Here is a 24770-nt window from a genome sequence, read left to right on the forward strand (position 1 = left end):
GATTGGCGGGACCTACGAACTTCGTCATCCACGGGCGGAGCAGCCGCGAAGCGGCGTCGCGAAGACCCGAGGATCCATTCCGTTACCCCGATCGTAGAGCGCGGCGGAGCAGAATTCCGGATCGTCGCGACGCTTCGAAGTCACGGAATGGATCCTCGGGTCTGCGCCGCGTCGCTTCGCTCCTTGCTCCGCCCGTGGATGACGAAGTGGCGGCGTTTTAGGCCAATCACCAATGACGGCTGCCATCGCTGGGGATTGGCGAACAGTTTCACGTTTAGAAACTAATGCGCCTCGCGCCGATAGATCCACAGCTGCGTCGGCGGGATGTTGCGGATGATGAAATCGAAATGCTTGACCGTGTAGTCGCCGCGGCCGGGCGGGATCGGCGACAGCGGGCCGTAGGTCAGCTGCACGATCGGCCTGCCGGCGGGAATGCGGTCAAGCAGGCTTTCGATATAGGCGATGCGCTGGGTGACCGGGAAGTTGAGCAGCGGCACGCCGGAGACAACCGAATCGAACACCATGTCGCGCTTGTCGCCGAGCGTGGCGTTGAGATTGAAGGCGTCGCCCTCGATCACGTTGACGCCGGGATAGAGCCGGCGCAGATGGCGCACGAAGTCGGTCGAATATTCGACCGCGTAGAGGTTTTCCGGCTTCACGCCCTGGGCGAGGATGGCGCGGGTGATGACGCCGGTGCCGGGCCCGACCTCGAGCACAGGCAGGCCCGATCTCGGATTAACGATCGAGGCCATCTTGCGGGCGGTGATGGAACTGGTGGGAACGATCGAGCCGACCGTTTTCGGCTTGTCGATCCAGCCTTTGAAGAACTTCAGCTCGTCGTCGAATTTTTCGGCCAGCGCTTTGCGCAACCCGGGACTACGTGCCATGCGAGCTCTCCTCAATGCTCAGCCCCCGATCCGCTACTTAGCAGGTGGGTGGGACAAGGCAAGGCGTCAAGCTGGCATAAGATGTTGATGACGCTTGGGAACCGTCCGCACCGGAACGCGGGCCCGTAGTGATCAGCTCTCGCCGAACGACTCGAAAAAGTCCTTCATGCGCGCGAAAAAGCCGCTCGACTGGGGCGAATTGTCCTTCGAGGAGAGCTGCTCGAACTCCTCCAGCAATTCGCGCTGGCGGCGCGTCAGGTTCTGCGGCGTCTCGACCGCCGTCTGGATGTAGAGGTCGCCGACATTGGGCTGGCGCAGCACCGGCATGCCCTTGCCCTTGAGCCGGAACTGGCGGCCGTTCTGCGTGCCTTCCGTCACCTTGACCTTGGTCTGGGTGCCATCGAGCGTGGTGACCTCGAAGGAGCCGCCAAGCGCCGCCGTCGTCATCGAGATCGGCACCTTGCAATAGAGATCGGCGCCGTCGCGCTGGAAGAATTCGTGCGGCTTGACCGCCAGGAAGATGTAGAGGTCGCCGGACGGTCCGCCGCGCAGGCCGGCCTCGCCCTCATTGGCCAACCGGATGCGGGTGCCGTCCTCGATGCCGGCCGGAATGTTGACCGACAGCGAGCGCTCCTCGGTGACCCGGCCTTGTCCGGCGCATTTCGGGCAGGGATCCTTGATCGTCTGGCCGCGACCCTGGCATTGCGGGCAAGTGCGTTCGATCGAGAAGAAGCCTTGCGTGGCGCGCACCTTGCCGTGGCCGTGGCACATCGAGCAGGTCACCGGCTGCGTGCCGGGCTTGGCGCCGCTGCCGGAGCATTCCGAGCAGGAGATCGAAGCCGGCACGCGGATCTGCGCCGTCTTGCCGGAGAAGGCTTCCTCCAGCGTGATTTCCATGTTGTAGCGCAGGTCGGCGCCGCGTTCGCGGCCGCCGGAGGAACGGCGCTGGCGGCCGCCCATCATGTCGCCGAAAATGTCCTCGAAGATGTCGGCGAAGCCGCCGGCGCCAAAGCCGTGCGCCGCGCCGTTCATACCGCCCTGCTCGAAGGCGGCGTGGCCGAAACGGTCATAGGCGGCGCGCTTCTGCGGATCCTTCAGCGTCTCATAGGCTTCGTTGATTTCCTTGAACTTGTGCTCGCATGCACCGTCGCCGGGATTGCGGTCGGGATGGAACTGCATGGCGAGCTTGCGGAAAGCGCTCTTGAGTTCCTTCTCGTCGGCGCCTTTTTGCACGCCCAGCGTTTCGTAGAAATCAGCTTTCATTTTTTCCCGCTGTCCGGATGCTCAATGTCTTCAAGCATTGTTGGCGACGTTTGCCGGCATGGTCTTGGATTTAGGAGCGATGTTTCCCGGATGCTAGTGCCAAGCCGGGCTCGCTCCGGGTTTTTCCGTCACTTTTTCAGGCAAGGTTGCAAAAAAGCCCGGCTTCGCGCCGGGCTTTTGCACTTATTCGCCGTCAGCCGGCTCAAGCCGACTTCTTCTTGTCGTCGTCTTCGTCGATTTCCTCGAAGTCGGCGTCGACCACGTCCGAATCCTTGGCGGCATCCGCCTTGGCGTCGGCTTCGGCCGCTTCCTTCTGCGAGGCTTCGTACATGGCCTGGCCGAGCTTCATTGAAGCTTCGGCGAGCGACTGCGACTTGGCCTCGATGTCGGCCGGGTCGTCGCCTTCCGCAGCGGTCTTCAGCGCGGTGATCGCGTCGGAGATCGCGGTGCGGTCAGCTTCCGAGACCTTGTCGCCATAGTCCTTGAGCGACTTCTCGGACGAATGCACCAGCGCTTCCGCCTGGTTGCGGGCCTCGACGAGGGCTCGGCGCTTCTTGTCCGCGTCGGCATTGGCCTCGGCGTCCTTCACCATCTTCTCGATGTCGGCATCGGACAGACCGCCCGAAGCCTGGATGCGGATCTGGTGCTCCTTGCCGGTGCCCTTGTCCTTGGCCGAGACGTTGACGATGCCGTTGGCGTCGATGTCGAAGGTGACCTCGATCTGCGGCACGCCGCGCGGGGCCGGCGGAATGCCGACCAGGTCGAACTGGCCGAGCATCTTGTTGTCGGCCGCCATTTCGCGCTCGCCCTGGAAGACGCGGATCGTCACCGCCGACTGCGAGTCCTCGGCGGTCGAGAAGGTCTGGCTCTTCTTGGTTGGGATCGTCGTGTTGCGCTCGATCAGTCGGGTGAACACGCCACCCAGCGTCTCGATGCCCAGCGACAGCGGCGTCACGTCGAGCAGCAGAACGTCCTTGACGTCGCCCTGCAGCACGCCGGCCTGGATGGCGGCGCCAAGTGCGACGACCTCATCCGGGTTGACGCCCTTATGCGGCTCCTTGCCGAAGAACTGCTTCACGATCTCCTGGATATTGGGCATGCGGGTCATGCCGCCGACCAGCACCACCTCGTCGATCTCAGCCGCCTTCAGGCCGGCATCCTTGAGCGCCGCCTTGCAGGGCTCGATCGTGCGCTGGACAAGGTCGTCGACCAGCGTCTCGAACTTGGCGCGGGTCAGCTTCATCGTCAGGTGCTTCGGCCCGGTGGCGTCGGCGGTGATGAAGGGCAGGTTGATCTCGGTCTGCGTCGTCGACGACAGCTCGATCTTGGCCTTCTCTGCCGCTTCCTTGAGGCGCTGCAGGGCAAGCTTGTCGTTCTTCAGGTCGATGCCCTGTTCCTTCTTGAACTCGGCCGCCAGGTACTCGACCAGGCGCATGTCGAAGTCCTCGCCGCCGAGGAAGGTGTCGCCATTGGTCGACTTCACCTCGAAGACGCCGTCGCCGATCTCGAGCACCGAGATGTCGAAGGTGCCGCCGCCAAGGTCATAGACGGCGATGGTCTTGCCGTCCTTCTTTTCCAGGCCGTAGGCAAGGGCCGCCGCGGTCGGTTCGTTGATGATGCGCAGCACTTCCAGGCCGGCGATCTTGCCGGCGTCCTTGGTCGCTTGGCGCTGGGCGTCGTTGAAATAGGCCGGAACGGTGATGACCGCCTTCTCGACCTTTTCGCCGAGATAGGCTTCCGCCGTCTCCTTCATCTTCTGCAGGATCATCGCCGAGATCTGGCTGGGCGACTGCTTCTTGCCGCCGGCCTCGACCCAGGCGTCGCCATTGTCGCCCTTGACGATCTTGTAAGGGACAAGCTTCTTGTCCTTCTCCGTCACCGGGTCGTCATAGCGGCGGCCGATCAGGCGCTTGACCGCGAAGATGGTGTTTTCCGGGTTGGTGACCGCCTGGCGCTTGGCCGGCTGGCCGACGAGACGTTCGCCATCATTCGAGATGGCGACGATCGAAGGCGTCGTGCGCGCGCCTTCAGCGTTCTCGATCACCTTGGGGTCCTTGCCATCCATGATGGCGATACAGGAATTGGTAGTGCCGAGATCGATACCGATAACTTTTGCCATTGTTCTAGTCTCTCCTCTAAGCAGGCTCTCAGGACCCTTCAAAAGGCGTTCCGACGAAAGCCCCTGTTCACAAGAAATCCCATCGCGGTCCCCGCTTTTCGGAGCCGGACGGCTGGCGCGTATATAAGAACAGGCGACACAAGGCGCAAGCATTCTGCGCAAGCTGTCCATCGTCTCGGCGCGGGCTGGAAAGCGACACGCGGCGCTTGGCGGCGGGATCGGCGCGCTATCGCGCTATCGCGTTGTTCCAGACTGCTTTTTTGGGATGGGGGCCGTCGACGACGCGCAACGTTGCCTTCCGGGAAGGGCAAGGCTCGCCCTGTCGGGCGTGACTTTCGGTCGCGAAAGAGCCGGAAATCCGCGTCGCAGCCGTGGTTTTGGCACCTGGCGGCGGGACTTGAGGAGCGCCCGGCGCTTGGGCAAAAGCCCTGCCGGGCGCGTGGCCCGGCAGGGTACCCAGGGCTTAGAGCCCGTTGTCCTTGAGGATCTTGGCCGCGTTCTCCTTGGTGATCCTTTCCGTCGGCAGCGTGATGGTCTTCTCGACCTTCTCGCCGTTCAGGAACTTGATCGCCTGGCGCAGGCCCTCGGCGCCCGGCGTGACATAGGTGAAGGTCGCCGTCAGCTCGCCCTTGTTCACCATCTGCACGCCTTCGTTGGGCAGGCCGTCGATGCCGATGAACTTGATATCCTTTTCGCGCCCGACGTCCTTGGCCGCGAGATAGGCGCCATAGGCCATCGGATCATTGTGGCCGTAGACGAGATCGATCTTCTCGTTGGTCTTCAGCGCGTTGGCCATGATGTTGTAGGCCTGGTCCTGCTTCCAGTCGCCCGATTGCTGGTCGAGTAGGTACTTGATGCCCGGCTCCTTGTCGGTGAACTCATGGAAGCCGTCATGGCGGTCATGCGCCGGCTGTGTGCCCATGCCGCCCCAGATCTCGACGACGTTGCCGGCGGCCTTGCCCTTGCCGCCCAGGAGCTCGACGGCATATTCGCCCGCCGCCCGGCCGATCAGCGCGTTGTCGCCGCCGACGAACTGCGTGTAGTCCTTGGTGTCGACATTGCGGTCGAGCACGAAGACCGGGATCTTGGCGTCGATCGCCTGCTGCACCACGCCGGTGAGACCGGCCGATTCCTTCGGCGACACCAGCAGCGCGTCGACCTCCTGGCGGATCAGGTTCTCGACATCGGCGACCTGCTTTTCGGTCTTGTCTTCGCCGTCGGTGATGATCAGCTCGACTTCGGGATGCTTGGCGGCCTCGGCGATGATGTCCTTGTTGAACTGGGCGCGCCAGGGTTCGATGGTGGTCACCTGCGAGAAGCCGATCTTCCACTTCTTGCCATCGGCAAAGGCATGGTTGCTGGAAAAGAGCGCTGTCGTCGTCAGAAGTGCGGCTGCGAAAGTCGCAAGCTTCAGCATGTCACGTCGTTTCATGGTCCTGTTTCCTCCGGATTATAGAGACGAGGTCTCCTGTGACGGCCGCTTGGCCGCGGCCGTTTCCTTTTGCGCCGCCCGTCCGTTGGGCAGGCGCAGATAGCTGAGAAGGTCGCCGGCGTTGCGCTCCTGCACGAGCACGGTGCCGATGATGATCGCCCCCTTGAGCACCAGCTGAAGGTTCGAATTGATGTTGTGCAGTTGCAGGATGTTGGACAGCAGCCCGAAGATCAGCACGCCGCAGAAAGTGCCGATCAGGCTGCCGCGCCCGCCCATCAGGCTGGTGCCGCCGATGACCACTGCGGCGATGGCGTCGAGCTCCAGCCCGGCGCCGGCGTCCGGCTTGCCTTGCCGGTATTGCGCCACGTAAAGCACCGCCGCGATGCCGGCGAGCAGGCCGGAGACCGCATAGGTGGCGATCTTGACGCGCCCCGCGGCGATGCCCGAAAGCCGCGCCGCCTCCTCATTACCGCCGATGGCGTAGACGTAGCGGCCGAAGGGCGTGAAGCGCAGCACCGCGCCGTAGATCACGATCGCGCCGAGGAAGAACAGGCCGGGCATCGGCACGACGCCGAACACCAGCGAGCGCAGGATCTCGAATTCGGCGGTGGCGTTGGAGCCGGTATAGACCGGCAGCACCGCATTGTTCTGGCCGGCGGTCAGCCTGGCGACGCCGAGCGCCGTCACCATCATCGCCAGCGTGACGATGAAGGGCTGCAGCCGCCCGGCGACGATGATGAAGCCGTTGATGGTGCCGAACAGAAGGCCGACGCAAGGCGCCACCAGCAGCACGCCGAGCACGCCGAACTTGGTCTCGACCTGCGGTAGCAGGTACCACAGCGAAAGGCAGCAAAGGATCACGCCGACCACGCCCGGAATGACCAGCCCGCGCACCCTGTCCAGCCGCAGCTCGCGGCTGGCGTCCGCCCCGGCGCGGGACTTCTCGATGTTGAGCAGGATGAAGCGGGTGAGAAGCGCGCCGAGGCAGAGAGCCACCAGCGCGGTTGTCGGCACGCCGAGCGCCGCCGACGGCGTGACGCCCGGCACGGTCAGCAGCATGGCGCAGACGACCGAGCAGATCGCCATCAGCGAGCCGACGGAAAGATCGATGCCGCCGGTCAGGATCACCGCCGTCATGCCGGTGGCGATCAGGCCGGTGGTCGACACCTGGCGCAGCACGTCGAGCAGGTTGCCGTAAGACAAAAAGATGTTGTTGCCCTTGGAGCTGATCGGCGAACCGAACACGCCGATCAGGAAGATGGTGATCAGCCCCCAGTAAAGCTTGGTGCGGGAGAGAAGGCTGATGAGGCTCATGCGGCAGGTCTCGCGGTCCTTCGTGGCGCGGCAAGCCGCATGATCGCCTCCTCGCTGGCTTCCGCTCGGGACAGGATTCCGCGCTGGCGGCCCTCCGCCATGACCAGGATGCGGTCGGCCAGATGCAAAAGCTCGGGCAGCTCGGAGCTGATCACGGCGATCGCCAGCCCATCGCCGGCCAGCTTGAAGATGAGGTCGTAGATTTCGCGCTTGGCGCCGACATCGATGCCGCGCGTCGGCTCGTCGAGCAGAAGCACGCGCGGCTGCGTCGCCAGCCACTTGCCGATCACCACCTTCTGCTGGTTGCCGCCCGACAGTGTGCCGGCGGCCTGCTCGATGCTTTCGCAGCGTATGCCGAGCGCGCTGACCGCCTCGCGGGCCAGGCCCTGCTCGCCCGCGCGCGAGCGCAGCCCGAAGCGCGCCAACGCGCCGACCAGCGGCAAGGCGACATTGTCGGTGATCGAGGCCTTGAGATGCAGGCCTTGGGTCTTGCGGTCCTCGGTTACCAGGGCGATGCCGAGCCGGAGGGCCTCGCGCGGCGAGCCGATCTCGACCGGCGCGCCGTCCAGCTGGATTTCGCCGCCGGTCCGGCCACCGCTGGAGCCGAAGATCGCTTCCAGGATTTCGGTACGGCCGGAACCCAGCAGCCCGCCGATGCCGAGGATCTCGCCGGCGCAGAGGTCGAAGCCGACGCCGTCGATCGCCGTGCGCCAGCCATGCCGGTCGGGCTTCGAAAGCGACAGGCCCCTGACCGAGAGCACCGCCTTGCCGCCGGAGCCGCGTTCGTGGCCGGAGGAAGCCAGAAGATCGCGCCCGACCATGGCGGAGATGATGGCGTCTTCGCTCAGTCCCGCCATGTCCTGCGTCAGCACATGGCGCCCGTCGCGCAGCACCGTCACCCGGCTTGCCAGATGCATGACCTCGTCGATGCGATGCGAGATGTAGACGATCGCAACGCCGCTTGTCGCGAGCTGGCCGATGATGCGGAACAGTCTCTGGCACTCGGCCGGCGACAGCGCCGAGGTCGGCTCGTCCATGATCAGGATGCGCGCCGACTTCGACAGCGCCTTGGCGATCCCCACCAGTTGCTGCTCGCCCACCCTGAGCGCGCCGACCCGCGCTTCCGGATCGAGCTCGATGCCCAGCCGCTGCAGCAGCGCGCTGGCCGTGCGGCTGCTCGCCTTGCGGTCGACGACCAGCCCGGCGATCAGCTTTTCGCGGCCGAGGAAGATGTTGTCGGCGACGCTGAGTTCAGGGACGAGGTTGAGCTCCTGGTGGATGATGGCGATGCCTGCGTCCTCGGCGTCGCGGACACCGGTGAAATAAACGGTCTGGCCGTCGATCGCCACGGCGCCTTCGTAGTCGGTATAGACGCCCGAGAGGATTTTCATCAGCGTCGACTTGCCGGCGCCGTTCTCGCCCATCAGCGCATGCACCTCGCCGGGCCTGAGATCCAGCTTCACGTCGGACAACGCGGTGATGCCGCCAAATCGCTTGGAAATGCCCGTCGCGCTCAGGACGACGGCGGGACCGTCGGCGGCCGCATTGCCAGTCGTGTTGGAATCAGCGCGCTGCATGGCAAGGGACGGCCTCCCTCCGTCGTCTTCGATTGCCTGAACGCTAATCGAAACGTTTCGAACGTGTCAAGCGCATATCTGGTTGTTGAGGATTGATGCATTTCAATTCTTGCGAAAAACGCCGGGTTTACGTAGGTTTAGCCAAATAAGGGTGGCTAAACGTTTCGAAAATGACAATGTCAGGGCGAAAAAAACAGCGGAAATCCACGGCGCCGACCATGCTGCATGTGGCGGAGGCGGCGCGCGTGTCCGTGGCCACAGTGTCGGCATTGCTCAACGGCACCGCCACCGTCAGTCCCGAGCTTACCCAGCGCATCGAGCAAGCGATCCGCGACATCGGCTACAAGCGCAACGCCATTGCCCGCAGCCTCAAGATGGGCACCACGCGAACCATCGGGCTGACCGTCCCTCACATCACCAACCCGTTCTTCACCGATGTCGTTTCGGTCATCCAGCAGGCGTTCGACCGCGCCGGCTATGCCGTCATGCTGTGCTGCACGGACGAGGACCTGAACACGCAGGACGAGCAGATCCGCCTGCTGCTCGATCGCATGGTCGACGGGCTGATCGTGGCGCGCGTCGGCGACGGCGGCATTTTGAAGGGCATCGTCGAGGACGCCAATGTGCCAGTGGTGCTGCTCGACCGCCTCTGCGAAGGCGTCGACACCGATGCGGTGGTGCTGGACAACCAGCGCGCCGTGTTCGACGCCATCACCTATCTGATCCATCTTGGCCACAGGCGCATCGGCTACATTACCGGCACCTCCGACATATCCACCATGCGAGACCGCATGACCGGCTACCGCGAGGCGCTGCAGGCGGCCGGCCTGCCGGTGGCGCAGGAGCTCGTGCGCTCCGGCAATTTCCACGAAATCGACGGCTACAACGCGACCATGCAGCTCTTGTCGTTGCACGACCGGCCGAGCGCGATCTTCTCGGCCAACAACCCGATGGTGATCGGCACTATGAAGGCGATCCGCGACATCGGCCTCAACTGCCCCGAAGACATTTCGGTTGCCTGTTTCGACGATTTTCCGTGGTCGGACGTGTTCGTGCCGCAATTGACCACGGTTGCGCAGCCGGTGCAGGCGATCGGCGAGCAGGCGGCGAACCTCCTGCTCGACCGGCTGGCCGGCAACCGCGACGCTCCGCCGCGCAAGCTCGTGCTGAAGGGCCGGCTGATGATCCGCAATTCCTGCCGGCCGCTCGGCGCGGTCGCGCAGACCGTCAGCGCGTAAATCCGAAGGAGCTCTCGCAGAGCAGCTGCAGCCTCGGAAAGATGCGCCGGCCGCCGGCGGTCACCCGGGTGCCTTTGCCTAGCACCGTCTTCGGATCCGCTTTCAGCACCGTGCCGCCCGCCTCCTCGACCAGCAGCATGCCGGCCAGGCAGTCCCAGGCGTTCATATGCTCTTCAATATAGCCGAGCAGCCGGCCGGACGCCGCATAGGCAAGCATCAGCGCGCCCGAGGCGTTGCGGTAGAAGACGCCGCCCTCCCCCAATATCAGGGTGATGAGCACGACGACATTCTTGGTCGAAACGCGGTTGGAAAGCCCGGTGCCGACCGAGCCTTCGGACAATGACGCCGCGTTGCTGGCCTTGATAGGCTTGCCGTTGAGGAAGGCGCCGCCGCCGCGGCGGCCGTAGAACGTCTCGTCGGTCGAAGGCTCATGGATGACGCCGACAATCGTCTCGCCATCCTTGGCGCAGGCGATCACCACGCACCAGGCCGGAATGCCGCGCACGAAATTGGCGGTGCCGTCGATCGGGTCGATCACCCAGACATGACCGGTTGTTCCGGTTACCGCCGCGTGCTCCTCGCCGATGATGCCGTCGCCGGGATAGGCCTCGGCGATCGCCGCGCGGATGAACAGCTCGACCTCGCGGTCGCCCTCGGAAACCAGGTCCTGATGGCCCTTGCTCTCGACGGTCAGATTGTCGAGGTCGCGAAAATATTTCAGCCCCAGCTCGCCGGCGCGCCGCGCCAGGTCTATGGCGAAATGCATGCGGTCGTCGAGGTCGTGGGTCACGGGAAACTCTTGGCTGAGAATGGACGCCTGTGCCCTTAGCAGACCAATATGTCAGGCAAAAGCCGTGCGCGATCAGGCGGCCTTCGACATCGATTTGTGCACGTCGGCGAGGATCTCGAAGGAACGCACGCGCGCCGCGTGGTCGAAGCACTGCGCCGTCACCATCAATTCGTCGGCGCCGGTGCGGCGTATGAAGGCGTCGATGCCCTGGCGCACCGTCTCCGGCGAACCGACGACGGCGCAGGACAGCGCCTGGGCAAGCATGCTCTTCGCCATCGGATCGAGATCGCGGTCGTAATTCTCGACCGGCGGTGGCAACTGGCCGGGCCGGCCGCTGCGCAGATTGACGAAAGCCTGCTGCAGCGAGCTGAACAGAAGCTTCGCCTCGGCGTCGGTCGGTGCTGCAAAGACGTTGAGGCCGAGCATCACATAGGGCTTGTCGAGCTGCGCGGACGGCTGGAAGCGCGTGCGATAGACGTCCAGCGCATGGTCGAGCTCGGCCGGCGCGAAATGCGAGGCAAACGCATAGGGCAGGCCAAGCAGTGCTGCGAGCTGCGCGCCATAGAGGCTGGAGCCGAGGATCCAGACCGGCACGGTCTGGCCCTCGCCGGGCACGGCGCGGATGCGCTGGCCCTCCTCGGCCGGCTGGAAATAGCCCATCAGCTCGACCACGTCCTGCGGGAAGTTGTCGGCGCTTTCGAGGTTGCGGCGCAAGGCGCGGGCCGTCAGCATATCGGTGCCCGGCGCGCGGCCGAGGCCTAGATCGATGCGGCCGGGGAAAAGGGCGGCCAGCGTGCCGAATTGTTCGGCGATCACCAACGGCGCATGGTTTGGCAGCATGATGCCGCCGGCGCCGACGCGGATCGTCTTCGTCCCTCCGGCGACATGCGCGATCACGACGGACGTCGCGGCGCTCGCAATGCCCGGCATGTTGTGGTGCTCGGCCAGCCAGTAACGCTTGTAGCCCAGCCGCTCGGCATGGCGGGCAAGGTCGAGCGAATTGGCCAGCGACTGTGTGGCAGTGCTGCCTTGCGTGATCGGCGACAGGTCGAGAACCGAAAGGGCCGTCATTGGTCAGGTCTCCACGATGCGTTTTTCCCGCAGCCTCGCCTCGAAGGCGGGGCGGTCCGGGATGACGATGGCGAGCTGGTTCTCCAGCACGTCGGCGAGTTCGATGGCCGTCGCGATCTCGCGCTGCTCGCTGCGGCCGCCGGCATGGTGCGTCGACAGCCGGTTGTTGCGCAGCGCATAACGCCGGTCGGGCAGCGCCAGCGCGGCCACCAGTGTCGACAGGAAATGCGAGCTTGGATGCGTCGACAGGAAGTGGCTGGCGACCCGGTAGTCGACCTCATGGGCCTGGCTCATGTCGAAGCGGTAGAGCGTGCGCCAATCATCGCCGATATTGGCCTGCAAGCGGAAATGGTCGCCGGTCTCGACAATGCGAAAAGCCTCGTGCGGCGTGTCTTGCTCCAGCCCGGGTTCCAGCAGCAGCGGCGCCGTCAGCGTCAGGCCGCCGAAGCCGACATCGGCGATATAGATGCGGCCGCCAAGCTCGATGCGCAGCAACATGTGGCTGCGCGCGGTAATAGTGTCATCCGGCTGGCCCCACAGCACACGGGCGGCGAGCCCGCTGACGGCGAAGCCCAGCGCTTCAAGCGCGTGCAGGAAGATCAGATTGTGCTCGAAGCAATAGCCGCCGCGACCCTGGCGAAAAATCTTGTCCTGCAGCGAGGCGATGTCGAGCCCGACCGAAACGCCCATCAAGGCATCGATGTTCTCGAACGGGATCGCCCGCGGGTGGGTGGCGTGCAGCGCCTGCATCGTGCCGAGCGAAACCTCGGTCGGCCCGCCGTAGCCGATGCGGGTGAAATAGCCATCGAGATCGAAGTCGCTCATTCAGGGGACAGGTCCGGCTTGACCGGTCCGATATAGGCACTGGTCATCGGTGTCGCAAACAACGGCCGAGGTTTGGGATTGGGCCAGTGTCAGGGTCTGGAAGTGTCAGGGTGTGGAAGTGTCAGGGTGTGGAAGTGTCAGGGCGTGGATTTGTGATTGTTTTCGGCCGGCTCTTCCTCGATGGCCATGGATTGCTGCGCCGCGAGGAAGTTGCCGACATGGCTCAAACCCTCGAAATGGTCGCAGAAGACCTTGATGACGACCAGCAACGGCACCGCCATCAGCGCGCCGACGAAGCCCCATAGCCATGACCAGAAGGCGATGGCGATGAAGATCGCCACCGCGTTGATCTCGAGGCGCCGCCCGACCACCATCGGCGTCACGAACTGGCCCTCGACGATGTCGCACAACACCACGAAAGCCGGCGCCAGCAGCGCATAGGCAATCGTGTCGAAGCTGATCAGCGCGATGACGGCGACGAGCAGGATAGTCGTCAGCGCGCCGACATAGGGCAGGAAATTGAGCAGCGCCGCCGTCGCGCCCCAGACCAGCGGATTGGGCATGCCGAGCCCCCACAGGCCCAGCCCGATGACCGTGCCGAGGCCGGCGTTGATGACGGAGACCGTGAGCAGATAGTGCGAGATCTCGCGCTCGACGTCATAGACGACGCGCAACGCCCGCTTCTTCTGGGTCATGCTGGTGAAGGACTGGACGATCTTCTCGTAGAACAGCGTGCCGGAGGCGAGCAGGAACAGCGACAGCACGAAGACGATGGTGATCGAGGTGCCCGCTTCCAGAATATTGCTGGCCGCCGTGGACAGGAAGCCGGAAGGCGCCACCGTCACCCGCTGCACGCCCGGCTCCTGCGAGGTCTCGGTCAGCGCCTCGAGCTGATGCGCGAGATCCATCACCCGCTCGAGCGGCCGCTTGAACGGCGCCAGCCGCTCGGTCAGCTGCTGGCCGATCGAATAGGAGTTGTTGATGAGATCGATGACCGGGCCGCTGAGCAAATAGCCCGCGGCGGCGAAGACGAAGATGGAGAAGAGCACCAGAAACGTCGCCGAAACCACCTCCGGAACGCCATGCTTGCGCAGGAAGCGCACGATCGGTGTCAGCGTCAGTGCCAAAAGGAAGGCCAGCATCACCGGCATGAAGAATGCGCGGGCGAAATACAGCGCTGCGATCGTCATCAGAATGAAGATCCCGATCACCAGCGACCGCGTGAGGCGCATGTCCGCGCGCGCATCGGCACGCGCATCAGGGCTTTCGGCAACGCTCGCGCCCGAAGCGATCGGTTCGGCTTTCATCGGTTCCCTCAGGAGCACCGCACCCGGTGCAATCGCCGAAGAAAACGTGCCCGCCGCGCCAAGGTTCCGTTAGCCGGCGGTCCTCACAAGGCCAGCGGCAGCCGCCGATCAGGCGGCCGGCGCCGCGATGGCGGGCGCGGCCTTGGCCGTTTCCTTGCGCACGATCGGCGCCACCCTGGTGCCATAGAGCTCGATCGCCTTCATGATCTTGGCGTGCGGCATGGTGCCGATCGCCATTTGCAGCAGGAAGCGGTCGTTGCCGAAGATCTTGTGCTGGGCGACGATCTTTTCCGCCACAGCCTCAGGATTGCCGACGAAGAGTGCGCCGTTCGCCGCGCGCGCCTGATCGAAATGCGCGCGCGAGGTCGGGCCCCAGCCGCGCTCGCGGCCGATGCGGTTCATCACCTCGGCCTGCGGTCCGTAGAAATCGTCGGCCGCCTGTTCGGTCGTCTCGGCGATGAAGCCGTGCACGTTGATGCTGGTGGCAAGCGTTGCCTGATCGGTGCCGGCGCGCCGCGCCGCCTCGCGATAGATGTCGAACAGCGGCGCGAAACGCGCCGGCTCGCCGCCGATGATGGCCAGCGCCAGCGGCAGGCCGAGCACGCCGGCGCGGGCGGCGGATTGCGGTGTTCCACCGATGGCGATCCAGATCGGCAGTTTTTCCTGCAACGGACGCGGATAGACGCCGCGGCCGTTGATCGGCGCGCGCAGCTTGCCCTGCCACGTTACTGTCACCTGATCGCGGATGGCGAGCAAAAGGTCGAGCTTCTCGGCGAAGAGCTCGTCATAGTCCTCGAGATTGTAGCCGAACAGCGGGAAGGATTCGATGAAGGAGCCGCGGCCGGCCATGATCTCGGCGCGGCCGGTGGACAGAAGGTCGAGCGTCGCGAATTGCTGGAAGACGCGCACCGGATCGTCGGAGGAAAGCACCGTGACCGCGCTGGTCAGGCGGATGCGCTTCGTGCGTTCGGCCGCCGCGGCCAGCGCCACGACCGGCGCCGAGGCGGCATAGTCGGGGCGGTGATGCTCGCCGAGGCCGAACACGTCGAGGCCGACCTGGTCGGCCAACTCGATTTCCTCGATTAGATTGCGCAGCCGCTCCTGCGGGCCGATCGCGCCGGCACTCGGCTCCGGGCTGACATCCGCGAAAGTATAAAGGCCGAGTTCCATTGCCGGTGTCCTTAGCTGTCATGTTCGCTTGGTGTTTCGGCGCTAGAGGTAGCGCCGCGCCGCGCCGCCCACCAGTGGCGCGAACGGTGAACAGTCCATCGACGCTGGGCGTAGCTCCACGGCAACAGCTCAGATTTTCATGGCTGGCATACCGTTTTGGCGCTTGAACTCCCCGGTTTCGCGCGTATGTAAGCGTCGCGAATAGACTGCAAGGAAGTGGACTTGGCTATCTACAGGGAAAAAGACATTTTCGAGCGGCGCAATGCCGCGAACGAGGCAAAGAAGGCGCTCCTGGAGCGCTTCAAGGCAAAGCCGGCGGCGGATGATCCCGCAGTGTTGGCCAAGCAGGCCGAACGCAAGGCGATCCTCGAGGCCCGCGCCATCCGCGAGGCGGAAAAGGCAAGGCTGAAGCAGGAAAAGCTGGCGCGCGAGGCGGCTGAGAAGGCCGAACGCGAGGCAGCCGCCGAAGCGGCGCGTATTGCAGCCGAAGAGGCGGCACAGGCCGAGGCCAAAATCCGTGAAGCCGAGGAGAACGAGCGTATCTCCCGTCTGCTTTCGGATGAGGCTGAACGCAAGGCCAAGCGTGACGCACGCTACGCCGCCCGCAAGGCACGCGTCGGCCGCACGCCTCCGGGCTTCTCCGCCCGCTAAGTTCGGGTTCGTCAGGAAAATGGTTCAGGGTCGCCGAAAGCGGCCCTGACCGCGTTTGTGCTACGGATAGCGAGCTAATGCATGTCGCCCAGAAGTGCGCAGGGGTTCTGGGACAACGACATGCATCAAAACAAAAACTTAAAGCGCGTCGCCTGAATCCGTTTGAGCGCGACGCGCTTTAGGCGACCAGTTTCAGGCCGACGATGCCGCAGACGATCAGGCCGATGCAGGCGAGCCGGACAATCGTCGCCGGCTCGCCGAGCAGCCAGATGCCGAGCAGCGCCGTGCCGACGGTGCCGATGCCGGTCCACACCGCATAGGCCGTGCCGACGGGCAGCGTCTTCAGCGCCAGGCCGAGCAGGCCGAGGCTGACGATCATCGAGGCAATGGTGAGAAGGGTCGGCAGCAGCTTGGAGAAGCCGTCGGTATATTTGAGGCCGATCGCCCAGCCGATCTCGAACAAGCCGGCGAAGAAAAGAAAAATCCACGACATCGAAAACACTCCGTCATTCCAGCATCGCTTGAGATGCTTGGTGGCGGGTCGTCCCGGCCGGTTTTTCGGGGAAGCGAGGTCGTCCTCGCTCCTTTGATATAGGGCGGCCTGTTTTCCGATCAACAAAACACCGGCAGCATTGTCATGCCGCCGGTTCAAAAGTCTGCCTTGAGCCGGATCGACCGAATTCGGCCGCTTACTTTTCCTTGATGCGCATCGCCTTGACCGGCGGCGCTTTCGGAGCCGGGGCCGCAGCGGGCTTCTTGGCGTCCTTCTTCGGCTTGCGGGCTTCCTTGCCCGCCTTCATCGCACCTTTAGCCATGATTCGCTCCTCCGATTATGGACGTGCAAGTGAAACAAGAGAAATGCTGGACCGCAAGAGGGTAGCGCCTGTCGCAGCCGACAGCCGCGCGCTTTCAACCGGTTTCTAATTTGCTCGTAAACCGCGTCGGTCCGTGCAATGGTCTTCTTCGCACTGCAGCAGCATCAGCCGGCCTTCGCCGGAGCGATGATCAAGCAGCCGGTCAGGGAGAAAATGCGAATTCACATCGGCTGCGAGATGGCCTTCGACTTTCCGCAAGAAGCGCCACTGATCGCCATGCTCAACGTCCACTACTCCCGCGCCTCCGATCTTGAGCGGCCGGATTTCCTGACCTCTACGCCGCCAGTGCCGATCCAGAGCTACCGCGACAGCTTCGGCAATTGGTGCAACCGACTGGTTGCCCCTTCGGGACGTTTTACCTTCGGCACCGATGCCGTCATCCGCGATACCGGTACCTTCGAGATGGGTGACCTGTTGGCCTCGCAACACGAGGTGCGTGACCTGCCATCGGACACACTCTTGTTCCTGCTGCCCAGCCGTTATTGCGAAAGCGATGTGCTGGCAAACGACGCCTGGCGGTTGTTTGGCCACACCCCTCTCGGCGTTCCGCGCGTCCAGGCGGTCTGCGACTTCGTTCACAACCATATCGTCTTCAACTACGGCAATGCGCGGCCCACGCGCACCGCGGCGGAGGCCTACCGCGAGCAGAGCGGCGTCTGTCGCGATTTTGCCCATCTCGCTGTCGCCTTTTGCCGTGCGCTTAACATTCCGACCCGCTATTGCACTGGCTATATCAGCGACATCGGCCTGCCAAAACCCTGGGCTTCGATGGATTTCGCCGCCTGGATGGAGGTCTATCTCGGTGGGCGCTGGCACGTTTTCGATCCGCGCAACAATGCCCCGCGCATCGGCCGCATCCTGATTGCCTCCGGCCGCGACGCGGCTGATGTGCCGCTGACCCATATCTTTGGACCGGGCACGCTTGCCGGTTTCAGAGTATGGACCGACGAAGTCGTCGAATAACAGTTTCGCGTCACGAGCCGCCTCCCGCTTTGAACGACCGGACCGTCAGCGCGTTGTGCATATCTGTGGAGCTTTGGCCGGCAGGCCACTAAGGTCGGTCGTATCGGACAGGTCAGGAACAGATGGCAGGCCACGCCGGCTCGAAAAAAGTGATTTACGCAGCGCTAGCCGGCAATCTGGCGATCGCTGTGACCAAATTCGCGGCGGCCGCCTTCACCGGTTCGTCCGCCATGCTGTCGGAAGGCGTGCATTCGCTGGTCGACACAGGCAATGGCGCGCTGCTTCTCTATGGCATGCACCGCGCCGCGCGGCCGCCCGACCGCACCCACCCGCTCGGACACGGGCGCGAGCTTTATTTCTGGAGTTTCATCGTTGCGCTTCTGGTGTTCGCGCTCGGCGCCGGCGTTTCCTTCTACGAAGGCGTCATCCACATCATGGCGCCGGAGCCGGTCGTCAACGCCAAGGTCAACTATGTCGTGCTTGGTCTGTCTTTCCTGTTCGAAGGGAGCTCCTGGCTGGTGGCGCTGAAGGAGTTCCGGCAGCAGAAGGGCGGCCAGGGCTGGTTCGAAGCAATTCACCGAAGCAAGGATCCGAGCGTCTTTACCGTGCTGTTCGAGGACAGCGCCGCCTTGCTTGGCCTGATCGTCGCCTTCGCCGGCATACTGGCGGCCGAAATCATGAAAATGCCCGAGCTCGACGGCGTCGCCTCGATCGGCATAGCGCTGATCCTGGGCGCGACGGCGATCTTCCTGGCGCGCGAAAGCAAGAGCCTGCTGCTCGGCGAGCCGGCCTCGCCGCAGGTGCAGAAGCGGGTGCTGGCGATCGCCCAGCAAGACCCTGCGGTGCAGCGGGCGAACGGCATATTGAGCGTCCATATCGGTCCGGAGGAAATCGTCGCCGGCTTGAGCATCGAATTCGAGGATCACCTCACCGCGCCCGAGATCGAGGCCTGCGTCGAGCGCCTGGAGGCAAGGCTCAAGACGGAAATGCCGCAAATCTCAAGGCTCTTCGTCAAGCCGCAGGCGACTGGCACATGGGAGCAGCGGCGCAAGGCCATCGCCGAGGTCTCCGAGGAGGGTTAGGTTCAATGCAGCGAGTTTGTGAGGAGAAGGAACGATGAAGATCGACGGCGGATGCCATTGCGGCGCGATCGCCTACGAGGCGGAGGTCGATCCGGAAAAGACCTCGATCTGCCACTGCACCGACTGCCAGCAACTGACCGGCACCGCCTTCCGGGTTACCGTCCCGGCGCCGGAAAGCGACTACCGGATCACCCGGGGCGCGCCGAAGATCTACATCAAGGTCGTGGCAAGCGGCGCCAGGCGCGCCCAGGCTTTTTGTGCCGAGTGCGGCTCGCATCTTTACGCGACGTCAGTCGGCGATGGTCCGAAGGTCTATGGGATCAGGGTCGGGACCGCCAGGCAGCGTCAGGATTTGGTCCCGAGACAGCAGAAATGGCACCGATCGGCCCTGCGCTGGCTTCCGGAATTCGTGGGCATGGCGACGACGGAAGAGCAGTAAGGGCTATCGGATCGGCCCGCTGGCGCAAGCCTTGGCGATTGGCCGAATCCTGCACGCCTTCGTCATCCTCGGGCTTGACCCGAGGATCCATGCCGTGACAGTAGCCGATGGTGCAACGGTGCCGAATTCTGCAACAGTTGCAACCCCTTAGTGTCACGGCATGGATTCTAGGGTCTGCGCGCGTCGCTTCGCTCCTTGCTCCGCCCTAGAATGACGAAGCGATGGGCGTTTGGCCAATCTCCGAGGTATGCGACCTTGCAAGCGAAGGAAGAATCGCTCGTTCCAACGTCCGCGTCGAGCAACTACTCGTCGCCTTCGACGACGCGCAGCCTCAACTGGCCGGTCTTTGAATCGGCCACGCGCGGACCGCCCTCTGCCTTTGGCGCCGCACTTCGCGCGGCCTCGGTCTCGCCCTCGGCGAATTCCAGCGCCTCGATCTTCTGGCCGCGCTTGGTCACCTTCGATGTCGAAACCAGGATGTCGTCGATGTCCCGCGCCGCCTGGCCGAAATGCGTCTGCAGCCGGCGCACGCGCTCGTCGACGCGCCCCACGTCCTCCATCAGCCGAATGACCTCGCCCTGGATCAGATGTGCCTGCTCTCGCATGCGGGCGTCCTTGAGGATCGCCTGGATGACCTGGATCGACAGCATCAGCAACGAGGGCGAAACGATGACGACGCGGGCGCGATGCGCCTTCTGCACCACCGCCTCGAAATTCTCGTGGATTTCGGCGAACACCGATTCCGACGGCACGAACATGAAGGCGGTGTCCTGCGTCTCGCCCTGGAGCAGGTATTTTTCGGCGATATCGCGGATATGCACCTCGATGTCGCGCCGGAAAGCCTGCGCCGCCGCCTTCTGCATGTCGGCGCCTTCGGCGGCACGGATGGCGTTCCAGGCTTCGAGCGGGAACTTGGCGTCGATGGCCAGCATCGGCGCGCCGTTGGGCATCCGCACCAGGCAATCGGGCCGGCTGCCGTTGGAGAGGCTCGCCTGGAATTCATAGGCGCCATGCGGCAGGGCGTCGGCGACGATCGCCTCCATACGCGACTGGCCGAAGGCGCCGCGTGTCTGCTTGTTGGAAAGGATCGCCTGCAGCTGCACGACCTGGCCGGCCAAGGACTGGATGTTGCCTTGCGCGGTGTCGATCACCGCCAGCCGCTCCTGCAGCTTGGCAAGGCTTTCATGCGTCGACTTGGTCTGCTCGGCCATGGTCTGGCCGAGACGGCCGGTCATGGCGTCGAGCCGTTGTCCGAGCGACTGGGTAAGCTCGGCCTGCCGCGTCCCGAACACCTCGGCGATCGCGCCCATGCGTCCGTGCATCTCGGCCTGCGACCGCAGGACGTCGGCGATGCGCGCCTCGGTGTCCCGGGCATGGTCGGCCGCTTCGGCCGCGGCCACCGCGCGCGCCTTGGCCGCGCGCCACAAGGCCACGGCCAATCCTACAAACTGCGACAGCAGCAGCAACACGCCGAAACCCAGCGCCTGGCCGAGCGTGATCGTGGAGGCGCCGAGCCGCGCGATCGGTTGTGAAAGGATGGTGGTCATGTCGTTCATTTGGCCAGCATAACCGATTCGGCCGCGTGGCACAGATCAAAACGTGAACAGGCCGATTCCACACCGGTTGACGCTTTTCCAACGACGTCTTAGGTGAGACGCCATGTCGATCAAGCCGCTCATCATTCTCCCCGATCCCGTCCTGCGCCAGCTTTCCAAGCCGGTCGAGCACGTCGATGCCGATTTGCGCAAGCTGGCCGACGACATGCTGGAAACCATGTATGACGCGCCGGGCATCGGCCTTGCGGCCATCCAGGTCGGCGAGCCGCGACGGCTGCTGGTCATCGACCTCGCCAAGGAAGGCGAGGAGCCTCAGCCGCATGTCTTCATCAATCCGGAAGTGCTCGAGAGTTCCGACCAGCGTTCCGTCTATGAGGAAGGCTGCCTGTCGATTCCCGACTATTACGCCGAGGTCGAGCGCCCGGCCTCGGTGCGGGTGAAGTATCTCGACCGCGACGGCAGGCTTCAGGAGATTCAGGCGGAGGGGCTGATGGCCACCTGCCTGCAGCACGAGATCGACCACCTCAACGGCGTGCTGTTCATCGACCACATCTCGAAGCTGAAGCGCGACATGGTGGTGCGGAAGTTCAAGAAGCTCGCCAAGGACAAGGCGCCGGGCAAGATGGTGGGCTAAGGGCCGTTTCGGCCGCGCGAGCACCTGAGCCTACCGCAAGACAGGATCGCAGGACATCATGCCGCTTCGCGTCATCTTCATGGGCACGCCGGATTTTTCCGTGCCGACCTTGCGCGCCATCGCCGAGGCCGGCCACGAGATCGCGGCCGTCTACACGCAGCCGCCGCGCGCCGCAGGCCGGCGCGGGCTGGAACTGACGCCGTCCCCGGTGCAGCGCGAGGCCGAGCGGCTGGGGCTCGACGTGCGCACGCCGACATCGCTGAAAAGCGACGCCGAGCAACAGGCTTTTGCCGCCTTGCAGGCCGATGTCGCGGTCGTCGTCGCCTATGGCCTGCTGTTGCCGAAAGCGGTTCTCGAGGCGGCCAGGCTCGGCTGTCTCAACGGCCATGCCTCGCTTTTGCCACGCTGGCGTGGTGCTGCTCCCATCCAGCGTGCGATCATGGCCGGAGATAGCGAAACCGGCATGATGATCATGAAGATGGAAGAGGGTCTGGACACCGGACCGGTGGCATTGGTTGAAAAAGTCGCCATCGCACCCGATATGACGGCCGGCGAATTGCATGACCGCCTGATGGCACAAGGCGCTTCGCTGATGGTCGAGGCGCTCGCGCAGTTGGGGATAAATTGTCTGACATTTACCCCGCAGGCAACGGCAGGGGTGACCTACGCCCGAAAGATCGATAAATCGGAGACACGCGTAGACTGGACGCGGCCTTCTGGCGAAGTCCACAATCACATTCGCGGCCTCTCGCCCTTTCCGGGCGCGTGGTGCGAGGTCGAAATTGGCGGCCGCATGGAGCGGCTGAAACTGCTTCGCTCGACGCTCTCGGATGGCGTCGGCGAGTCGGGAGGAATTCTCGATGACCGGCTGACGGTTGCCTGCGGGGCAGGCGCGGTCAGGCTGGTCGAAGTTCAACGGGCGGGCGGAAAGCCTGCCGCCGCGCAGGAGTTTTTGCGCGGAGCCAAGATCGAAAAAGGAATGAAACTCACATGAGCATGATGTCGATACGCGCGGCGACGCCGCGGGATCGCGAGGCGATCCGCCTCGTCGAAGAGCATGCCTTTGGCCAGCAGGCGGAAGCCGGCCTGGTCGACGCCCTTGTCACCGGCGGCGATGCCGTCGTCGAGCTGGTTGCCGAGGAAGACGGCCAGGTCGTCGGCCATATTCTTTTCTCGCGGCTTTTCGTGCGAAACGGCGCCAAAGAGTTCGCGGCTGTCGCGCTTGCGCCGCTGGCGGTCGAGCCCTCCTTTCACGGCACCGGCATCGGCGGCGCGCTGATCCGCGAGGCGCATGTGCGCCTCAAGGAAGCCGGCGAGAAATTGGCCGTGGTTCTGGGCGATCCGGTCTATTACGGCCGCTTCGGTTATAGCCATGCCCGCGCCGGGAAGTTCGAGAGCGAGTATCAGGGCGAGGCGCTGCAGGCGCTGGCCTGGGGCGACGCGCCCGAGACCGGCAAGCTGGTCTACGCTTCGGCCTTCACCGCTTTGGCCGCCTAGGCTAAAGATAAAAGTACGACTGGCATGCCGCGTTTTCGGCTCGATATCGAATATGACGGCAGCCAGTTCGCCGGCTGGCAGCATCAGGCCGACCAGCCCTCGGTGCAGCAGGCGATCGAGCAGGCGATCGAAAAGTTCTGCGGCGAAGATCTAAGGATACGTGCCGCCGGCCGCACCGATGCCGGCGTGCACGCCACCGCGCAGGTGGCGCATGTCGATCTGGCCAAAGCGTGGTCGGGCGACAAGGTGCGCGACGCCGTGAACGCCCATCTGCAGGCGGCCGGCGCGCGCGTCGCCATCCTGAAAGCCTCCGTCGTCGCCGACGATTTCGACGCGCGCTTTTCGGCCACCGGCCGCCACTATCTCTATCGCATCCTCAACCGCCGGGCGCCGGCGGCACTTGAAAAGGGCAAGGTCTGGTGGGTGCCGAAGCCCCTCGACGCCGAGGCCATGCACGAAGCGGCGAAAGTGCTGCTTGGAAAGCATGACTTCACCACCTTCCGCTCCACCCAGTGTCAGGCCGAAAGCCCGGTCCGCACGCTTGACCGCCTCGACGTCAGCCGCGCTGGCGATTTCATCGAGGTCCGCACCTCGGCGCGCTCCTTCCTGCACAACCAGGTGCGCTCGATGGTGGGATCGTTGCGGCGCATCGGCGACGGCTCCTGGGGCGCCGCCGATCTCAAGGCGGCGCTCGAAGCGCGCGACCGTGCGGCTTGCGGCCAGGTGGCGCCGCCGGATGGGCTTTTTCTCGTCGGGGTGGATTACCAGGAAGCCATCTGAAGGACGCTTCGATCAGCCGGTGTCGCCTTCAGCGAGTTCGTCCGACCAGTTCGCTCCGCCATAGAACAGGCGCAAAATGACGACCCGCTCAGGCTCCACGACGAAAGCGACGGTTACCCGGCGCTCAAATCCAACGACGCGAAGGTCGGGCCGCACATCATCACGACGCGTGCCGCGTTCAGAGCCATGTTCGAGGCGCTCGCAGAACGCCCGTATGCGACCGTCATAGCGGTCCGCCGTGGCAGGGCTGCTGGCTTCAGCAATGATGGTGTAGATGCGATCGAGATCGTTGCCTGCATCAAGCGTGTAGATGACGGTCCGCCGCTTCACGGTTTCTTCTGCGAATGGGTCGCGTGGCGCTTGCGCGCCCGTTCGGCCATTTCCTCCGGCGAAATGCCCTTGCCGGGAATTGCCTTCCACGCATCATAGGTCGAAGCGACTTCCTCGCGCAGCCAGCGCTCCACTGCGGCGTCGCGCTCCTGAAGGGCGCGAAGCCCGGCGCGGATGACTTCGCTGCTGGTTGCATAGGTGCCGGAGCGCACAAGCTGATCGATGAAGGCGGCTTGCTCCGCCGGCAGGCTGAAAGTGCGTTTTTCGGTGGCGGACATGGGTTCGCGCTCCGCGAGGACAGCAGTATGAAATTATCATACCATTCCGGCTCGAAAATGAAAGGTGCCATCTGTTGGGCAAAGATCAGCCCGTCGTGCCATCCGGGAAGTCGATACCGAGCAGCGCCTGCAGGCCGAACAGGACGAGCAGCGAGGCGATGAACATGCCGACAAAGACGGCTGTGCCCACGGCGGCGCCCTTGCCGATCGATGCATTGGTCATGCGCCATGTCAGCACCATCGACAGCGCGAACAAGAACAGCGACACCAGGCTGTTGACGTCGCTGGTGGAGGGCAGGAAAAGCCTGAGCAGCGCCGAGGGCAGCATCAGCCAGGCGATGATCGCCGATGTCCAGTTGGACGCGACGACATAGTGGACGAAGCGGCCGCCGATGCCGGCACGCGGCGCGACCAGCGCCAGCGCCACCAGCGGCAGCACCCAGGAGCCGATATCGACGGTCGCCAGCCGTATCAGCATGCCGAGACGCCCGGCAAAGGCGTCAGGATCGCCGATCTCATTGGCGATGCCGACCCAGCCGACGATCAGCGCCGGCGCCGCCACGACGATGGCGAAGAAGGAATTCCAGAAACCGTCGGCCGAAAGGTCGAGCAGGCGCAAGCCGTCGGCCTTGCCGAACATCAGCCGCCAGGCGCCGGCCAGCGAAGCATAGGTTTCGTCCGCCGAAAGCATG

26 protein-coding genes are annotated in these 24770 nt (G+C 64.3%); 9 read left to right on the forward strand and 17 right to left on the reverse strand.

Translation table 11 applies throughout. The features are described from left to right. Positions 1 to 281: 281 nt before the first annotated feature. The 6 genes from pmtA to RFM52_RS00340 all read right to left on the reverse strand — a co-directional run bounded on the left by pmtA (position 282) and on the right by RFM52_RS00340 (position 8592). Complete coding sequence (gene pmtA / locus RFM52_RS00315) at positions 282 to 887, reverse strand: phospholipid N-methyltransferase PmtA (RefSeq protein ID WP_320293879.1); 606 nt, start codon at positions 885 to 887, stop codon at positions 282 to 284. A 132-nt stretch (positions 888 to 1019) separates the two neighbouring features. Beyond that, positions 1020 to 2150, reverse strand: coding sequence for a molecular chaperone DnaJ (dnaJ, locus tag RFM52_RS00320; protein WP_320293880.1), 1131 nt, complete (start codon positions 2148 to 2150; stop codon positions 1020 to 1022). A gap of 202 nt (positions 2151 to 2352) precedes the next feature. Then, a complete protein-coding gene (gene dnaK, locus RFM52_RS00325) occupies positions 2353 to 4269 on the reverse strand; it encodes a molecular chaperone DnaK (protein WP_320293881.1) in 1917 nt (638 codons plus the stop codon). 463 nt (positions 4270 to 4732) lie between these two features. Next, positions 4733 to 5701 carry a substrate-binding domain-containing protein gene (locus RFM52_RS00330; protein ID WP_320293882.1) on the reverse strand — a complete coding sequence of 323 codons (969 nt, stop codon included), beginning with the start codon at positions 5699 to 5701 and terminating at the stop codon, positions 4733 to 4735. 18 nt (positions 5702 to 5719) lie between these two features. Beyond that, positions 5720 to 7015, reverse strand: a complete 1296-nt coding sequence (locus RFM52_RS00335) for an ABC transporter permease (RefSeq protein ID WP_320293883.1) — start codon at positions 7013 to 7015, stop codon at positions 5720 to 5722. After that, the gene (locus RFM52_RS00340) at positions 7012 to 8592 is read right to left on the reverse strand and encodes a sugar ABC transporter ATP-binding protein (RefSeq protein WP_320293884.1); all 1581 of its coding nucleotides are present in this window, start codon (positions 8590 to 8592) and stop codon (positions 7012 to 7014) included. Before RFM52_RS00340 ends, RFM52_RS00335 begins: the two co-directional genes overlap by 4 nt. Positions 8593 to 8810: 218 nt before the next feature. Between RFM52_RS00340 and RFM52_RS00345 the strand changes: the two genes are divergently transcribed. After that, the gene (locus RFM52_RS00345) at positions 8811 to 9830 is read left to right on the forward strand and encodes a LacI family DNA-binding transcriptional regulator (protein WP_320293885.1); all 1020 of its coding nucleotides are present in this window, start codon (positions 8811 to 8813) and stop codon (positions 9828 to 9830) included. Here RFM52_RS00345 and RFM52_RS00350 read toward each other — a convergent pair. The 5 genes from RFM52_RS00350 to RFM52_RS00370 all read right to left on the reverse strand — a co-directional run bounded on the left by RFM52_RS00350 (position 9820) and on the right by RFM52_RS00370 (position 14993). Next, positions 9820 to 10620, reverse strand: coding sequence for an inositol monophosphatase family protein (locus tag RFM52_RS00350; protein ID WP_320293886.1), 801 nt, complete (start codon positions 10618 to 10620; stop codon positions 9820 to 9822). The two genes, RFM52_RS00345 and RFM52_RS00350, sit on opposite strands and share 11 nt — an antisense overlap. A gap of 72 nt (positions 10621 to 10692) precedes the next feature. Further along, positions 10693 to 11691, reverse strand: coding sequence for an LLM class flavin-dependent oxidoreductase (locus RFM52_RS00355; protein ID WP_320293887.1), 999 nt, complete (start codon positions 11689 to 11691; stop codon positions 10693 to 10695). A 3-nt stretch (positions 11692 to 11694) separates the two neighbouring features. Continuing rightward, entirely contained in the window at positions 11695 to 12516 is an 822-nt protein-coding gene (locus RFM52_RS00360) for an arylamine N-acetyltransferase family protein (RefSeq protein ID WP_320293888.1), read from the reverse strand. 137 nt (positions 12517 to 12653) lie between these two features. Further along, positions 12654 to 13823 (reverse strand): AI-2E family transporter, encoded by a 1170-nt coding sequence (locus tag RFM52_RS00365; RefSeq protein WP_320293889.1) that lies wholly within the window; start codon positions 13821 to 13823, stop codon positions 12654 to 12656. 108 nt (positions 13824 to 13931) lie between these two features. Continuing rightward, entirely contained in the window at positions 13932 to 14993 is a 1062-nt protein-coding gene (locus RFM52_RS00370) for an LLM class flavin-dependent oxidoreductase (RefSeq protein WP_320293890.1), read from the reverse strand. 222 nt (positions 14994 to 15215) lie between these two features. Between RFM52_RS00370 and RFM52_RS00375 the strand changes: the two genes are divergently transcribed. Beyond that, complete coding sequence (locus RFM52_RS00375) at positions 15216 to 15644, forward strand: DUF6481 family protein (protein WP_320293891.1); 429 nt, start codon at positions 15216 to 15218, stop codon at positions 15642 to 15644. 178 nt (positions 15645 to 15822) lie between these two features. Here RFM52_RS00375 and sugE read toward each other — a convergent pair whose 3' ends face one another. Then, positions 15823 to 16137, reverse strand: coding sequence for a quaternary ammonium compound efflux SMR transporter SugE (gene sugE, locus RFM52_RS00380; RefSeq protein WP_320293892.1), 315 nt, complete (start codon positions 16135 to 16137; stop codon positions 15823 to 15825). A gap of 196 nt (positions 16138 to 16333) precedes the next feature. Further along, positions 16334 to 16459: a hypothetical protein gene (locus tag RFM52_RS00385; RefSeq protein ID WP_095819016.1), complete on the reverse strand. Its 126-nt coding sequence runs from the start codon at positions 16457 to 16459 to the stop codon at positions 16334 to 16336. 213 nt (positions 16460 to 16672) lie between these two features. Here RFM52_RS00385 and RFM52_RS00390 point away from each other — a divergent pair, with 213 nt between their 5' ends. The 3 genes from RFM52_RS00390 (at position 16673) to RFM52_RS00400 (ending at position 19003) form a co-directional block, all read left to right on the forward strand. Next, the gene (locus RFM52_RS00390; protein WP_320294441.1) at positions 16673 to 17482 is read left to right on the forward strand and encodes a transglutaminase-like domain-containing protein; all 810 of its coding nucleotides are present in this window, start codon (positions 16673 to 16675) and stop codon (positions 17480 to 17482) included. 122 nt (positions 17483 to 17604) lie between these two features. Next, a complete protein-coding gene (locus RFM52_RS00395; RefSeq protein ID WP_320293893.1) occupies positions 17605 to 18564 on the forward strand; it encodes a cation diffusion facilitator family transporter in 960 nt (319 codons plus the stop codon). A 34-nt stretch (positions 18565 to 18598) separates the two neighbouring features. Continuing rightward, entirely contained in the window at positions 18599 to 19003 is a 405-nt protein-coding gene (locus RFM52_RS00400; RefSeq protein ID WP_320293894.1) for a GFA family protein, read from the forward strand. Between the two features lie 302 nt (positions 19004 to 19305). Here RFM52_RS00400 and RFM52_RS00405 read toward each other — a convergent pair whose 3' ends face one another. Further along, positions 19306 to 20559 (reverse strand): DNA recombination protein RmuC, encoded by a 1254-nt coding sequence (locus tag RFM52_RS00405; RefSeq protein ID WP_320293895.1) that lies wholly within the window; start codon positions 20557 to 20559, stop codon positions 19306 to 19308. A gap of 103 nt (positions 20560 to 20662) precedes the next feature. Here RFM52_RS00405 and def point away from each other — a divergent pair, with 103 nt between their 5' ends. The 4 genes from def to truA are packed head-to-tail and all read left to right on the forward strand — an operon-like array spanning position 20663 to position 23470. Next, positions 20663 to 21193, forward strand: coding sequence for a peptide deformylase (def, locus tag RFM52_RS00410; protein ID WP_320293896.1), 531 nt, complete (start codon positions 20663 to 20665; stop codon positions 21191 to 21193). A gap of 58 nt (positions 21194 to 21251) precedes the next feature. Then, the gene (gene fmt / locus RFM52_RS00415) at positions 21252 to 22187 is read left to right on the forward strand and encodes a methionyl-tRNA formyltransferase (protein WP_320293897.1); all 936 of its coding nucleotides are present in this window, start codon (positions 21252 to 21254) and stop codon (positions 22185 to 22187) included. Next, positions 22184 to 22690, forward strand: coding sequence for a GNAT family N-acetyltransferase (locus RFM52_RS00420; RefSeq protein WP_320293898.1), 507 nt, complete (start codon positions 22184 to 22186; stop codon positions 22688 to 22690). The genes fmt and RFM52_RS00420 overlap by 4 nt, the downstream gene beginning before the upstream one ends. 24 nt (positions 22691 to 22714) lie before the next feature. Further along, on the forward strand, positions 22715 to 23470 hold the full coding sequence (gene truA / locus RFM52_RS00425; RefSeq protein ID WP_320293899.1) for a tRNA pseudouridine(38-40) synthase TruA: 756 nt from the start codon (positions 22715 to 22717) through the stop codon (positions 23468 to 23470). A 12-nt stretch (positions 23471 to 23482) separates the two neighbouring features. Here truA and RFM52_RS00430 read toward each other — a convergent pair whose 3' ends face one another. From RFM52_RS00430 to RFM52_RS00440, 3 genes are all read right to left on the reverse strand, one after another. Further along, a complete protein-coding gene (locus tag RFM52_RS00430) occupies positions 23483 to 23800 on the reverse strand; it encodes a type II toxin-antitoxin system RelE/ParE family toxin (RefSeq protein ID WP_320293900.1) in 318 nt (105 codons plus the stop codon). Further along, positions 23797 to 24078 carry a type II toxin-antitoxin system ParD family antitoxin gene (locus RFM52_RS00435; RefSeq protein ID WP_320293901.1) on the reverse strand — a complete coding sequence of 94 codons (282 nt, stop codon included), beginning with the start codon at positions 24076 to 24078 and terminating at the stop codon, positions 23797 to 23799. Before RFM52_RS00435 ends, RFM52_RS00430 begins: the two co-directional genes overlap by 4 nt. Before the next feature lie 85 nt (positions 24079 to 24163). Next, positions 24164 to 24769, reverse strand: coding sequence for a transporter (locus tag RFM52_RS00440; RefSeq protein WP_320294442.1), 606 nt, complete (start codon positions 24767 to 24769; stop codon positions 24164 to 24166). Position 24770 lies beyond the last annotated feature (1 nt).

This window comes from Mesorhizobium humile (assembly GCF_033977215.1).
Classification (GTDB): Bacteria; Pseudomonadota; Alphaproteobacteria; order Rhizobiales; family Rhizobiaceae; genus Mesorhizobium; species Mesorhizobium humile.